This is a genomic window from Thioalkalivibrio sp. AKL17 (assembly GCF_000377885.1).
Classification (GTDB): domain Bacteria; phylum Pseudomonadota; class Gammaproteobacteria; order Ectothiorhodospirales; family Ectothiorhodospiraceae; genus Thioalkalivibrio; species Thioalkalivibrio halophilus.
Window position 1 is genome coordinate 63,867 of record NZ_KB898769.1, and the last position, 12,761, is coordinate 76,627.

13 protein-coding genes are annotated in these 12,761 nt (G+C 69.6%); 10 read left to right on the forward strand and 3 right to left on the reverse strand.

The window, feature by feature from the left end; all coding sequences use genetic code 11:
- Positions 1-41: 41 nt before the first annotated feature.
- From mrcB to truD, 5 genes are read left to right on the forward strand one after another with little or no spacing between them, the layout of a single operon-like run.
- A complete protein-coding gene (gene mrcB, locus D577_RS0111845) occupies positions 42-2,396 on the forward strand; it encodes a penicillin-binding protein 1B (protein ID WP_018947685.1) in 2,355 nt (784 codons plus the stop codon).
- Between the two features lie 13 nt (positions 2,397-2,409).
- Positions 2,410-2,958 carry a tetratricopeptide repeat protein gene (locus D577_RS0111850; protein ID WP_018947686.1) on the forward strand — a complete coding sequence of 183 codons (549 nt, stop codon included), beginning with the start codon at positions 2,410-2,412 and terminating at the stop codon, positions 2,956-2,958.
- On the forward strand, positions 2,951-4,924 hold the full coding sequence (locus tag D577_RS0111855; protein WP_026289045.1) for an ATP-dependent DNA helicase: 1,974 nt from the start codon (positions 2,951-2,953) through the stop codon (positions 4,922-4,924). The genes D577_RS0111850 and D577_RS0111855 overlap by 8 nt, the downstream gene beginning before the upstream one ends.
- Positions 4,915-5,604 (forward strand): tRNA (adenosine(37)-N6)-threonylcarbamoyltransferase complex dimerization subunit type 1 TsaB, encoded by a 690-nt coding sequence (gene tsaB / locus D577_RS0111860; protein ID WP_018947688.1) that lies wholly within the window; start codon positions 4,915-4,917, stop codon positions 5,602-5,604. Before D577_RS0111855 ends, tsaB begins: the two co-directional genes overlap by 10 nt.
- Positions 5,605-5,624: 20 nt before the next feature.
- On the forward strand, positions 5,625-6,653 hold the full coding sequence (truD, locus tag D577_RS0111865) for a tRNA pseudouridine(13) synthase TruD (protein WP_026289046.1): 1,029 nt from the start codon (positions 5,625-5,627) through the stop codon (positions 6,651-6,653).
- Between the two features lie 41 nt (positions 6,654-6,694).
- Here truD and D577_RS0111870 read toward each other — a convergent pair whose 3' ends face one another.
- The 3 genes from D577_RS0111870 to D577_RS0111880 all read right to left on the reverse strand — a co-directional run bounded on the left by D577_RS0111870 (position 6,695) and on the right by D577_RS0111880 (position 8,698).
- Positions 6,695-7,126 carry a PAS sensor domain-containing protein gene (locus tag D577_RS0111870; RefSeq protein ID WP_018947690.1) on the reverse strand — a complete coding sequence of 144 codons (432 nt, stop codon included), beginning with the start codon at positions 7,124-7,126 and terminating at the stop codon, positions 6,695-6,697.
- Positions 7,127-7,316: 190 nt separating this feature from the next.
- Positions 7,317-7,802, reverse strand: coding sequence for a DUF3365 domain-containing protein (locus D577_RS0111875; protein WP_371180233.1), 486 nt, complete (start codon positions 7,800-7,802; stop codon positions 7,317-7,319).
- Positions 7,803-8,149: 347 nt separating this feature from the next.
- A complete protein-coding gene (locus D577_RS0111880) occupies positions 8,150-8,698 on the reverse strand; it encodes a Smr/MutS family protein (protein WP_018947692.1) in 549 nt (182 codons plus the stop codon).
- A gap of 103 nt (positions 8,699-8,801) precedes the next feature.
- On the opposite strand from D577_RS0111880, the gene surE reads away from it, so the two are divergent.
- The 5 genes from surE to rpoS are packed head-to-tail and all read left to right on the forward strand — an operon-like array spanning position 8,802 to position 12,725.
- Complete coding sequence (gene surE / locus D577_RS0111885) at positions 8,802-9,584, forward strand: 5'/3'-nucleotidase SurE (RefSeq protein WP_018947693.1); 783 nt, start codon at positions 8,802-8,804, stop codon at positions 9,582-9,584.
- A complete protein-coding gene (locus D577_RS0111890; protein WP_018947694.1) occupies positions 9,578-10,243 on the forward strand; it encodes a protein-L-isoaspartate(D-aspartate) O-methyltransferase in 666 nt (221 codons plus the stop codon). The genes surE and D577_RS0111890 overlap by 7 nt, the downstream gene beginning before the upstream one ends.
- Before the next feature lie 24 nt (positions 10,244-10,267).
- The gene (locus tag D577_RS0111895) at positions 10,268-10,855 is read left to right on the forward strand and encodes a YqaA family protein (RefSeq protein WP_018947695.1); all 588 of its coding nucleotides are present in this window, start codon (positions 10,268-10,270) and stop codon (positions 10,853-10,855) included.
- 2 nt (positions 10,856-10,857) lie between these two features.
- Positions 10,858-11,640 (forward strand): peptidoglycan DD-metalloendopeptidase family protein, encoded by a 783-nt coding sequence (locus D577_RS0111900; protein WP_018947696.1) that lies wholly within the window; start codon positions 10,858-10,860, stop codon positions 11,638-11,640.
- A 29-nt stretch (positions 11,641-11,669) separates the two neighbouring features.
- Positions 11,670-12,725, forward strand: coding sequence for an RNA polymerase sigma factor RpoS (gene rpoS, locus D577_RS0111905; RefSeq protein ID WP_018947697.1), 1,056 nt, complete (start codon positions 11,670-11,672; stop codon positions 12,723-12,725).
- Positions 12,726-12,761 lie beyond the last annotated feature (36 nt).

Sequence of the window (12,761 nt, forward strand, 5' to 3'; positions counted from 1 at the left end):
ATGCCCGTGTTCACCCGTCCCTGTTGCAGACCGCGAGAGCCATGCCGCGTTCCTCCCGCTCCCGATCTTCGCGCAAGCGCCGCCCCGCCGGCGGCCGGCTGCGTCGCGTGCTGCGTGCCGGCACCTGGACCCTGCTCGGTCTGCTGCTGGCCGGTGCCGGCGTGGGTGTGCTGTATGTGCAGAACCTGGATCGCGAGATCCGCGCCCAGTTCGAAGGTCAGCGCTGGGCCCTGCCGGCGCGGGTGTATGCACGGCCGCTGGAGCTGTATCCCGGTCGGCGCCTGGACCGTGAGCGCCTGGTGACGGAGCTGGAGGCGCTGAATTATCAGCGCAGCGGCCAGGGCGCCCGGGCCGGGGAATACGAGGTCAACGACGGCACGGTGGCCCTGACCACGCGCCCGTTCACTTTTGGCGACGGGCCCGAGCCGGCGCGTTCGGTGCGGGTGCAGATGGACCGTGGCCATGTGCGCTCGATCACGGATCGCGACACGGGCGCGGCGGTCGACCTGATGCGGGTGGAGCCGCTGCTGATCGGCAGTATTTACCCGACGCACGGTGAAGACCGCGTGGTGGTGGATCTCGACGAGGTCCCGCCGGCGCTGATCGGTGCCCTGATCGCGATCGAAGACCGGCGTTTCATGTCACATCGCGGGGTGGACCCGGCCGGTATCGCCCGGGCGGCCTGGGCCAATCTGCGCGCCGGCCGCACGGTGCAGGGAGGCAGTACGCTGACCCAGCAGCTGGTCAAGAACTTCTACCTCACCCGCGAACAGACCCTGTCGCGCAAGCTGAACGAGGCGGTGATGGCCCTGATCCTGGAGCATCGCTACTCCAAGGAAGCCATCCTCGAGGCCTATGTCAACGAGGTGTTTCTCGGGCAGGCCGGCGAACGTGCCATCCATGGTTTCGGGCAGGCGGCCCGGTTCTATTACCAGCGTCCGCTGAACGAGCTGCGCCTGGATCAGCTGGCCCTGCTGGTGGGGCTGGCGCGCGGAGCCAGCTACTACGACCCGCGCCGCCATCCGGAGCGGGCCCGGGCGCGGCGCGACCGCGTGCTGAACGCGATGCACGAGACGGGCCTGGCGGACGCGGACACCGTGGCGACGGCTCGTGGCATGCCGCTGGATGTCTCGCCGGCGATGCCCGGCGGCAGCCGCTTCCCCGCATTCCTCGATCTGGTGCGCCGCGAGCTGCGCGCCGAATACGCTGACGAAGACCTGCGCTCCGACGGGCTGCGCATCTTTACCTCGCTGGATCCGGTGATCCAGCTGGCGGTGGAGGAGCGCGTGCGCGAAGAGGTGGCGGCGGTGGCCCCGCGGGCGGGCGAACATGCGGAGGAGCTGCAGGCCGCTGCGGTGGTGACCGACGCGCGCTCCGGCGAGGTGCTGGCGCTGGTCGGGGACCGCAACCCGGCGTATCCGGGGTTCAACCGCGCGGTGGAGGCGCGCCGCCAGATCGGTTCGCTGGTCAAGCCGTTCGTCTACCTCGCGGCGCTGACCAACCCCCGGCGCTATACCCTGGCGAGCCTGCTGGAGGACCGGCCGGTGACCCTGCAGCTGGCGCACGGGGAACCCTGGACCCCGCGCAATTTCGACCGCGAACACCGTGGCGAGGTCACGGCCTGGGAGGCCCTGGTACAGTCCTACAACGTGCCCACGGTGCGCCTGGCCGATCGCATCGGGGTTTCTCAGCTGGTGGATATCCTGCAGACCTTCGGGCTGCAGGCCACCCCGGCCCCCAACCCGTCGCTGGCGCTGGGCGCACTGGAGCTGTCCCCGCTGCAGGTGGCGGGGCTTTATCAGGGGCTGGCCAGCGGCGGTTACGCCACGGGCACGCGCGCCATCCGCGACGTCCTGGATGCCGACGACGAGGTCCTGTCGCACTACGGGCTGGAACTGCGCGGCGCGGTGCCGGACGGGGCCATTCGTCTGCTCGGCGAGGCCCTGCATGACGTGACGGTGGACGGCACCGGTCGGGTGATTGGTCAGCGCCTGCCGCAGCGCCGCCTGGCGGGCAAGACCGGGACCACCAATGATTTTCGCGATGCCTGGTTTGCCGGATACGACGATCGCCATGTGGGTGTGGTCTGGCTGGGCATGGACGACAATCGGGCGACCGGCCTGACCGGTGGTTCCGGGGCGGCGCCGGTTTGGGCCGGCATCATGGGGGAGCTGCCGGGTGGATCGATCGAGGACGGTCGGCATCCTTCCATCGAATATCACGACATCGACCTGGAGTCCGGGGCACGGATCGTGGACGAGGATCACGCCTGCGAACGCGTCAGGCGCCTGCCGTTCTGGCAGAATTCGGCCCCCGAGGCGGTGGCCGAGTGCGAGGGCGAGGCGGACGGCGACGCCGGCGGCTGGTTCGGCCGCATGTTCCGCAATCAGGATTGAGCGGGTATATCCGATGATGATGAAGCTGCGACAAGGCGAACATTCCGTGCACCGCACCCCGCGCGCCGTGCGGCTGCTGGCCGGCTGTGCCGTGCTCGCGATCCTGGCCGGCTGCGCGACCCCGGAGCCGCGTCCCGCGCCGGAGGAACCCGCGACCGATGTGCCCGAGCCCGAGGTCCTGGAGGTCGAGCCCGGGGCGGCCGAGGATCCGGAGCTGGCCGCCGGGGTGGACAGCGCAGCATCGGGTCTGGCGCAGCGCGCCGAACAGGCGCGCGCGGATGCCGAGCTGGCGCGCGCCGGCCAGTTGCTGGAGCGGGCCCTGCGCATCGCGCCGCGGGATGCCCGGCTGTGGCAGCGCCTGGCTGTGGTGCGACTGGAACAGCGTAACTTCGATCAGGCCGAGCGGCTGGCGCAGCGTTCGCTGGGCATGGCCGGGAACGACCGTGACCTGCAACGGGAGAACTGGACCGTGATCCTGCAGGCCCGTGAGGGCCGGGACGATACGGAGGGCGCGCGCGAGGCGCGCGAAGCCCTGCGCGCGCTCGGGGGCGAACGTGTCTGAGTCCGCCGCTTCGCCGGCCGTGCGGGCCCTGAGCCCGGGCGGCGATATTGCCGAGGCGGTCCCCGGGTTCCGGCCGCGCGAACCCCAGCAGGCGATGGCCGCGGCGGTGGAGGAAGGCGTGGCCACCGCGCCATCGGCCCTGTTGGTGGAGGCCGCCACCGGGGTCGGCAAGACCTATGCCTATCTGGTCCCGGTCCTGCAGCGGCGCAAGCGGGCGCTGATCTCCACCGGCACCAAAACCCTGCAGGACCAGCTCTACCATCGGGACCTTCCGGTGGTCTGCGGAGCGCTGGGGTATCAGCCAAAGACCGCGCTGCTCAAGGGGCGCTCGAACTACCTGTGCCACTACCGGCTGGAGGTCGCGGAAGCGGATGCCGCCGGGGCCACCGGCGCCGGCGCGCGGGCCGAGCGTCTGCATACCCTGCAGGAGCTGCAGGCCATGGCGCGCACCGACGACAGCGGGGATCTCAGCCAGTCCGGCCTGCTGGCCGAGGATTCGCCGCTGTGGCCGCAGGTGACCTCGACGGTGGACAACTGCCTGGGCAATGAATGCCCGCATCTGGACGACTGCTTCGTGGTGCGCGCGCGGCGCCGGGCGCAGGAGGCGGATGTCATCGTGGTCAACCACCACCTGCTGCTGGCGGACATGGCGCTGAAGGAAGAGGGCTTCGCCGAGCTGCTGCCGGAGGTCGACGCGGTGATCGTGGACGAGGCGCATCAGCTGCCGGAGATCGCCGGGGCGTTCTTCGGCGTGGCCCTGAGCACGCGGGCCCTGCGCGAACTGGCGCGCGACACGCGCCGCGAGCAGGAGCAGCATGCCCCGGAGATGACCGACATGCGCCAGCGCGTGGCCGAGGTGGAGGCCGCGGCGGGCGGTCTGCTCGAGGTGACCGAGGGGCACGAAGGGCGCGCCGGTCTGGAGGATGCCGACCCCGACGGGGCGCTGGGGCCGAAGCTGGACGCCCTGGACGACGCGCTGCGCTGGCTGCACGATGCCCTCCAGGTCGCGGCGCCGCGGGCGCCCGGGCTGGAACAGCTGCGTGCGCGCTGCGAGCTGCTGCGCGAGCGACTGTCGGCGTGGCGCGAGGATACCGAAGACACGGTCGCCTGGCTGGAGCGTTTCCGTCAGAGCCTGACCCTGCATCGCACCCCGCTGGATGCCGCGCGACCCCTGGCGCAGCGCCGCGCGGCGCGCCCGGCCGCCTGGGTCTTCACCTCGGCGACCCTGGCGGTGGGCGAGGACTTCACCCACGCGGCGCGCCGCCTGGGGCTGCCCGGAGACGTCGCTACCGCGCGTCTGGACAGCCCGTTCGACTTTGCCCGTCAGGCCTGTCTGCTGCGCCCGGATCCGCCGCTGCCGGACCCCAACGCGCCGGATTACACCCGTGCCTGCCTGCGCTGGGCCTGGCCGCTGTTGAAGGACGGACCGGGCGGCGGATTTTTCCTGTTCACCAGCCATCGTGCGCTGCAGGAGGCCGCGACCCTGCTGCGCGAGCATCTGCCGGAGGACCGTGAACTGCTGGTACAGGGGGAGCAGTCGCGTGGCGAGCTGCTGGAGCGTTTCCGCGCCGCCGAACGGCCCTGGCTGCTGGGCGCGCACAGTTTCTGGGAAGGCGTCGACATCCGCGGGACCGGGCTGTCGGTGGTAGTGATCGACCGTCTGCCGTTCGCCGCGCCCAACGATCCCGTGCTGCAGGCCCGCGCCGCGGCGCTGGAAGCCGAGGGCCGGCACCCGTTCATGGAGTTCAGCCTGCCGCAGGCGGTGCTGGCGCTGAAGCAGGGCGCCGGCCGTCTGATCCGCGACGGTTCGGACACCGGCATCCTCGCGCTGTGCGATCCGCGCATCGACGGCAAGCCCTACGGCAAGCGCTTTCTCAACAGCCTGCCGCCGTTCCACGAAGCGACCCGCCCGCGGGCGGCGCTGGATTTTCTGCAACGGGCCCGGGAGCGCCACGCATGCGCCTGATCGCCATCGACACCGCCACCGAACGCTGTTCCGCCGCCCTGTGGGTGGACGGCGAACTGTATTCGCTGTCGGAGCGGGCACCGCAGCGTCACGGTGACCTGATCCTGGGGCAGGTCGAGACCCTGCTGGCGGAGGCCGGGATCGACCGCCATTCGCTGGATGCGGTGGCGGTGGGACGCGGTCCGGGGGCCTTCACCGGGGTGCGGCTGGGGCTGGGCGTGGCGCAGGGCCTGGCGTTCGCCCTGGATTGCCCGGTGGTCCCGGTGTCGTCGTTGCAGGTGCTGGCCCAGCAGGGCCTGCGGCTGGCGCCGGAGCCGGCCCCGGCGGCGGTGCTGGCCGCGCTGGACGCGCGCATGGGCGAGGTCTACTGGAGCCTGTGCCCGGTGGCCGGGGAGCGGGTCCTGCCGGCACCGGAGGCCGTGGCGCCGCCGGAGGCGGTGGCTGCGCAATGGCCGGCGGGGGAGCGGCTGGGGCTGGGGACCGGCTTTCGTGCCTTCCCCGAACTCGCCGGGCAATGCGGACTGGCCGACGAACGGGTGGATCCCGATGCCCTGCCGGACGCCTTTGACCTGGCGTTGCTGGCGGTGGATGCCTGGGAGCGCGGCGAGGCGGTGGATCCGGCGGATGCGCAGCCGGTCTATCTGCGCGATGACGTGGCACGACCGGCGGCGAGCCCGTGACCGCGCCCGGGAATGCCCCGGTGTGGCCCTGGGAGGCCCCGCTGCAAGGCCGGCTTAAGGCGAGCCCGGAGGATTTCCGGGTGGAGGAGCTTCCGGCTACCCTGCCGGACGGTGCGGGCGAGCATCTGTGGCTGGAGATCGAGAAGCGCGGCCTGAACACCGAGGACGTGGCCGTGTGGATCGCGCGGTCCGCGGGCGTGGGACGCGGCGCGGTCAGCTACGCCGGGCGCAAGGATCGTCATGCCGTGACCCGGCAGTGGTTCAGCGTGGCCTGCGCGCCGGAGGTGGATTCGGCGTCATGGGCGGTGCCGAAACCCGGCGAGGCGATCGCCGCGGACGCCTGGCTGCGTGTCTGTCGGCACGCTCGCCATGCCCGCAAGCTGCGCACCGGGCACCTGGCGGGCAATCGTTTCACCCTGCGCCTGCGCGAGCTGGAGGGCGATGGCGACATGGCCGAGCAGGTCCTGGAACGGATCCGCGCCGGCGGCGTGCCGGCGTATTTCGGCGAACAGCGCTTCGGGCATGCCAACCGCGAGCGGGCGTACGACTGGCTGGGCGGCGGTCGGCGTCCGCGCGGGCGCAATCAGCGCAGCCTGCTGCTGTCCGCGGCGCGGGCGGAACTGTTCAACGCGGTACTGGCCGAGCGCGTGCGCCGTGGCGACTGGGACCGCATCCTGCCGGGCGAGCGGGTCAACCTGGATGGCACCGGCAGCGTGTTCACCGCGGAGTCGGTGGATGCGGAGCTGGAGGCGCGCGCCGCGCGGCTCGACGTGCATCCCACCGGGCCGCTGTGGGGGCGCGGGGATCCGGGCACCGCGGGCGAGGTGCGCGAGCTGGAAGATGCGGTGGCCGCGCAGCACGAGGTGCTGGTCCGTGGCCTGGAGGCCGAGGGTCTGAAGGCCGCGCGCCGGGCGCTGCGTCTGGTGCCGCGATCCATGGAGTGGGAATGGGAGACGTCGCGGGTGCTGCGTCTGCAGCTGGAACTGGGCCCGGGAGAATATGCCACGAGTGTAGTGGAGGCCCTGATGCGCACGTCGGCCGGGGAGTGACCCCCGGGGTCACTCCGGGTCGCTCCGGGGTTGCTGGCGGGTCAGCCGGAGCCGGCCAGCTGACGCTCCGCACGTTCGGCGCGTTCTTCGGCCTCGACGCGCGCGGTGATGTCCTTCTGGATCCCGATGTAGTAGGTCAGCCGGTCTTCGTCGTTGAAGATGGGCGTCAGCGACAGCTCGTTCCAGAACAGCGAGCCGTCCTTGCGATAGTTGCGCAGGGTCACGCGGCAGGGGCGATCCTCGTCCAGCGCGGCGCGGATTTCGCGCACGGCATCCTGGTCGTTGTCGTCGTTCTGCAGAAAACGGCAATCGCGGTAGAGGATCTCCTCGGAACGATACCCGGTGAGCTCCTCGAACGCGCGATTCACGTAGATCAGGATATTGTCGTTGCCTTCGCGTTCGGCAATCACCACGCCGTCGTTGGAGGCGTCGACCGCGAGGGCGAGCAGCTCGGCATCAATGGTTCGCGTCATGTCTTCGATTCTATAGGTTCCATCCGTCAACTTTACAGACTGTCATAAAGCCACTTGTTTGTCCCTTTGTCCCTGCAGGAATTCGGTTTGTTCAATCGTCCTGCCGGGGGCCTGTTGGAGTAGAGCGCAAAAAGAAAGGGCCGCATCATCACTGATGCGGCCCTTCTCGTATCGCCATTTCCGGAGAGTGTTACATCTCCTGGGTGATGGTGAATGCCCCGCGCACCTGCCCGGCCTGGTAGCCGGTAGCCTCGTCTTCCGGATAGAGACGTTCCAGCGCGTGCTTGATGTCGGAGTCGATGTCCTCGCCGTGGCAGGCCAGGCACTGACCGCCGGTCGGGATCGCCGCCATGAACCGGAACCGCGCGCCATCCTCGGTCTGGATCACTTCGTGCGACGGGGCGACTTCGTCGGCCGGCGTGCCGGCGGCGACTTCGGCGTCAAAGCTTTCCAGCACCGCGCGCTCCCACTCGTCCGGGGCGTTGTCGGGGTTGCGCAGCTTGAGGCTGGTACGCCCGACGTCCCAGCCGGTGTCGGCGGAGATGTCCGCGGCGATCTCCGGGGCCACCTCGTTGCAGACCTGGATGGCCTCGGTGGGGCCGCCGGTTTCCATCGCGCTCATCAGTTCGCCCTGCAGGGTGCTGGCGAATTGCTGGATGGCCTCACGGCTCTCCATGGCGCGCTGTTCGATTTCCTCTTCGCTGACCTCGGTGGCTGCCGGTTCTTCGGCGGTCGTGGTTGCCTCGTTGTTGGAGCAGCCTGCGGCGAGGGCCGCGATGCCGAGGGCGATGGGGGCAAGTTTCCAGTGATTCATGAGCAGGACCTCTTCGTCGCAGTTTCCGTTGCCTTTGGATGCATTCATTGTACAAGGCTTGTACAGGATGGTCTCGCAGCCCGTGCGGGATTGCAACCCGGGCGGCATGCGGCTGCGGCAATCCGCTGATAACGGTCAAGGTAACTCTGGACTTGATCTAAATCAACATGCCGTCCAGTGCTAATGTTCCGCGGCGATAGCGGCGTCACTCAGGACGGATCCCGGCGTTTCTTGAGCAGGACGTATACGGCGCCGGTCCCACCGTCGGCCGGACGTGCCGAACAGAACGCGAGCACGTCGTCGCGCTGGCGCAGCCAGTGGTCGGTCAGCCCCTTGAGGACCGGGCCCCGGGGGCTCGAGCGCTGGCCCTTGCCGTGGATGATGCGCACGCACAGGCGGTCATCCGCGCGCGCCTCGTCGATGAAGCCGGCCACCGCCTGGCGGGCCTCGTCGGCGAACAGGCCGTGCAGGTCCAGTTCGTCCTGAATCCGGTAATGGCCGCCGCGCAGCTTGCGGAACACCCGCTGGCTGATGCCCGCGCGGCTGAAACGCAGCTCGTCGCCGGGCTGGAGGTCGCCGAATTCCAGCGGATCGCTCATCCAGTCGCGCCGGGCCTGTTCCTCGTCGCGGTCGCGCTGGGCGGCGCGGGCGGGCGGGCGCGGCGTGTCCTTCTCGGCGCGGTCGCTGTGAATCCGGCGTACCGGGCCCACCGCACGCAGAAACTCGTCGAAATCGCTGGGACCGTCCCCGGAATTCATGGCAGGATACTCGCTTTCCGAGGCTCCGGCACAGGCAGGAAACTGCATGTCCCGAAGCCGTTTCCAGTATATTGAAGACCCTTTCAAAGCCTCCGGCTCCCGAATGCGCATTCTGGTCAGTAACGACGATGGAATCCATGCCCCCGGCATCCAGTGCCTGGCCGACCACCTGCGAACGGTGGCCGAGGTCCGGGTAGTGGCACCGGACCGCGACCGCAGCGGCGCCAGCAACAGCCTGACGCTGGTGCGGCCGCTGCACGCCCGATCGGTGGGCGACGCCGGTGTGCAGGTCGATGGTACACCCACCGACTGCGTGCATCTGGCGCTGACGGGGTTGCTGGAGGAGGAGCCGGATCTGGTGATCTCCGGCATCAATGCCGGGGCCAACATGGGCGACGACGTGCTGTACTCCGGGACCGTGGCCGCGGCCATGGAGGGTCGCTTCCTTGGCCTGCCCTCGATCGCGGTGTCGCTGGTGGGGACCGACCTGCGGCATTACGACACCGCGGCGCGCGTGGTGCTGGATCTGCTGGATCGGCTGCGGCAGGTCCCGCTGCCGGCGGCGACCATCCTCAACGTGAATGTCCCGGATATTCCGTTCGATTCGATCCAGGGCGTGCAGACCACCCGCCTGGGGAACCGCCATCGCGCCGAACCCATGGTCGCCGACCAGGATCCGCGCGGGCGGGAGATCTACTGGGTGGGTCCCGCAGGGCCGGAGCAGGACGCCGGTCCCGGGACCGATTTTCATGCCGTGCGCGAGGGTTACGTCTCGATCACGCCGATCCAGGTGGACCTCACTCGTTACGACGCGATCGACACCGTCGGGCGCTGGCTGGAGGGTGCCGCGCCGGGGGATCACCACCAGGGAGGTACACCATGGTGAGCGACGCCTCGGGTGCCGGGCTGACCTCGGGACGGGCGCGCGACCGCCTGGTCCGGATCCTCGAACAGCAGGGAATCCGCGATCCACGGGTGCTGGAGGCCATCCGCAGCACGCCCCGGCATCTGTTCGTGGAGGAGGCGCTGAGCCATCGCGCCTACGAGAACATCGCGCTGCCCATCGGACACCGCCAGACCATCTCCCAGCCGTTCATCGTCGCCCGCATGACCGAGGCCCTGCTGGAGGGCGGGCCGGTGAGTACCGTGCTCGAGATCGGCACGGGGTCCGGTTATCAGGCGGCGGTGCTGGCGCAGATCGTCGACCGGGTGTACTCGATCGAGCGGATTCAGGCGCTCACCCGCAGCGCGCGCGAGCTGCTCAGCCGGCTGGGCATCAACAACGTGAACCTGCGCCACGGGGACGGGGCGGAGGGCTGGCCCGAGCGCGCACCGTATGACGGGATCATTCTCACCGCGGCTCCGCGCGAGGTGCCCGAGACCCTGCTGACCCAGCTGGCTCCCGGCGGGCGTCTGGTGGCCCCGGTAGAGAGCGCGGACGGCCGTCAGCATCTGGTCCGCTATACGCGCACCGAGGATGCGTTTGTCCGCGATGTCCTCGACGGGGTGATGTTCGTGCCCATGCTCCCGGGTGCGGAGCAGTAGCGACGTGTCCGGGATCGCGCCGCGATGAAACTGTTCGAGCCGGTTTATGATCGGGTGATGGGGTGGTCCCGTCACCGTTATGCCCCCCGCTACCTGGCCGGTCTCTCCCTGGTGGAATCGTTCGTGCTGCCGTTCCCGCCGCCGGATGTCATGCTTGCGCCCATGGCGGCCGCGTCGCCGGCGCGGGCATGGTATCTGGCCGCCCTGACCACGGTTGCCTCGGTGATCGGCGGGGTGCTGGGTTACCTCGCCGGCTGGCTGGCGTTCGAGTGGCTGGGCCCGTGGCTGCGGGACATCGGCTACGCCGCGGAGCTCGCGCAGGCCGAGGACTGGTTCGCCACCTGGGGGGTGTGGGTGGTGCTGGTGGCGGGGTTCTCGCCGCTTCCCTACAAGCTCTTCACCATCACCGCCGGGGCCCTGGCCATGGCGTGGCTGCCGTTCGTGCTCGCCTCGCTGCTGGGGCGCGGTGCGCGTTTCTTTCTGGTGGCCCTGTTCATGGCCTGGGCGGGGCCGCGCGCCGAGCGCCATCTGCGCCCCTACATGGAACGCATCGGCTGGGCCGGGATCGGCGTGCTCGTGGTGGCCATCGCGGTGTATCTGGCCCTGGAGTGAGCATGCACGAGAGGGTGCTGCGCGGCCTGATTTTCGTGTTGCTGGCGGCCCTGCTGGCGGCGGCCGTGAGCGGATGTGCGCTGCGCACGCCGGGCGATTCCCGGGTTCCCGATACGCATACCGTGTCGCGCGGTGAAACCCTGTACAGCATTGCCAGCCGCTACGGGCTGGAGTGGCGGGCGGTGGCACGACGCAATGCGATCGGCGCGCCCTACACGATCCATCCCGGCCAGCGTCTGCGGTTGACCGGTCCGGCCCGTTCCTCGCCACCGCCGGCACCCACGCGCGAGACGGCGGGGAGCTCGAGATCGTCTTCTTCCGGCGGAAAAGCGTCCGGAAACGGCGGCGGGGCGTCTTCGGCGCCCGCACCCGATCCCGAGCCGGAACCCGATCCGCCGCCTGCACCGCGTGGCGACGGCCAGTGGGTGTGGCCGGCCGACGGCGAGGTGGTCAGGGGTTTTTCCGACAGCGCGAGCACCCGACAGGGACTCGGAATCGGTGGCGAGGTCGGGGATCCGGTGCGCGCCGCGCGCAGTGGCGAGATCGTCTATGCAGGCGGCGGTCTGGTGGGGTATGGTCGGATGATCATCGTTCGCCATGACGAGCGTTTCCTGTCGGCTTACGGCCACAACGACCGGCTGCTGGTGGAAGAAGGCGACACGGTGGAAGGCGGCGACGAAATTGCGCGCCTGGGCGCATCGGGGACGGATCTGCCGATGCTGCATTTCGAGATCCGCGTGGACGGTTCCCCGGTTGACCCGGCGAGCTACCTTCCGGATCGATGAATCGAAGCAGTCAAATTACAGGATCACGCATGAAAGAGCCCCGGAACCCGGTCGATCTCGACGGCGCTGAAGGCGAGGATCCGGAATCTCCGCTGGAAGAGCCGGCATTGCACGAACCGGCGGAAGAAGAGCGGGACGAGGGTGGCGGGTTCGCCCTGGAAAAAGAAGCCCCCGACCCCGTCGAATCCGGGGTGCCCGAGGACGAGGTGCAGGTGCGGCCCCGTACCCTGCGTGACGCCCGCCCCGCGGAGCTGGATGCCATCCAGCTCTACCTGCGCGACATCGAATTCCGTCCCCTGCTGACTCCGGAAGAAGAACGCCACTATGCGCGCCTCGCGCGACAGGGCGACGAGGCCGGCCGGCGGCGCATGATCGAATGCAATCTGCGTCTGGTCGTGAAGATCTCCCGGCGCTATCTTAACCGGGGGTTGGCGTTGCTGGATCTGATCGAGGAGGGCAACCTCGGGCTGATGCATGCGGTGGAGAAGTTCGATCCCGAGCGCGGCTTTCGCTTTTCCACCTATGCGACCTGGTGGATCCGCCAGACGATCGAACGCGCCCTGATGAATCAGGGACGCACGATCCGCATTCCGGTGCATGTCTCCAAGGAACTGCGCATGCATGCGCGGGTGGCCCGCGAGCTGACCCAGGAGCTGGGGCGCGATCCCAGCGAAGAGGAACTGGCCGCGCGCCTGGAAAAGCCGGTGGCCGAGATCCAGAGACTGCGGGCGATGTCCGAACCCTCGACCTCCATGGACCTGCCGCCGGGGCCGGAGGGCGATCGCTCGCTGACCGATATCCTCGCCGACGTGAATGCGGTGGAACCCTCGTCCATCCTCGAGGATCAGGATATCCAGGATCTGGTGGAGGAATGGCTGGGCCTGCTCGACGAGAAGCAGCGCGAGGTGCTGGTGCGCCGCTTCGGTCTGCACGGCTTCGAGCGCTCCACGCTGGAGAAGGTGGGCGCGGAGATCGGGGTCACGCGCGAACGCGTGCGCCAGATCCAGATGGATGCGCTCAAGCGCTTGCGGCGGCTTCTGGAATCGCGCGGAATGAAGGGCGACGAGGTGCTGCCCGGGTCCTGAGTGCTGCCGGGCTCCCGAGCCCGGTTGGGCATCGAC

Excerpts from the sequence above, each read along its gene's own strand:
- D577_RS0111900 (WP_018947696.1), top strand. The coding sequence starts at position 10,858 with ATGCACGAGAGGGTGCTGCGCGGCCTGATTTTCGTGTTGCTGGCGGCC.
- D577_RS0111870 (WP_018947690.1), bottom strand. The coding sequence starts at position 7,126 with ATGACGCGAACCATTGATGCCGAGCTGCTCGCCCTCGCGGTCGACGCC.
- D577_RS0111890 (WP_018947694.1), top strand. The coding sequence starts at position 9,578 with ATGGTGAGCGACGCCTCGGGTGCCGGGCTGACCTCGGGACGGGCGCGC.
- tsaB (WP_018947688.1), top strand. The coding sequence starts at position 4,915 with ATGCGCCTGATCGCCATCGACACCGCCACCGAACGCTGTTCCGCCGCC.
- mrcB (WP_018947685.1), top strand. The coding sequence starts at position 42 with ATGCCGCGTTCCTCCCGCTCCCGATCTTCGCGCAAGCGCCGCCCCGCC.
- D577_RS0111895 (WP_018947695.1), top strand. The coding sequence starts at position 10,268 with ATGAAACTGTTCGAGCCGGTTTATGATCGGGTGATGGGGTGGTCCCGT.
- surE (WP_018947693.1), top strand. The coding sequence starts at position 8,802 with ATGCGCATTCTGGTCAGTAACGACGATGGAATCCATGCCCCCGGCATC.
- D577_RS0111880 (WP_018947692.1), bottom strand. The coding sequence starts at position 8,698 with ATGAATTCCGGGGACGGTCCCAGCGATTTCGACGAGTTTCTGCGTGCG.
- rpoS (WP_018947697.1), top strand. The coding sequence starts at position 11,670 with ATGAAAGAGCCCCGGAACCCGGTCGATCTCGACGGCGCTGAAGGCGAG.
- D577_RS0111850 (WP_018947686.1), top strand. The coding sequence starts at position 2,410 with ATGATGATGAAGCTGCGACAAGGCGAACATTCCGTGCACCGCACCCCG.
- D577_RS0111875 (WP_371180233.1), bottom strand. The coding sequence starts at position 7,802 with ATGGAGAGCCGTGAGGCCATCCAGCAATTCGCCAGCACCCTGCAGGGC.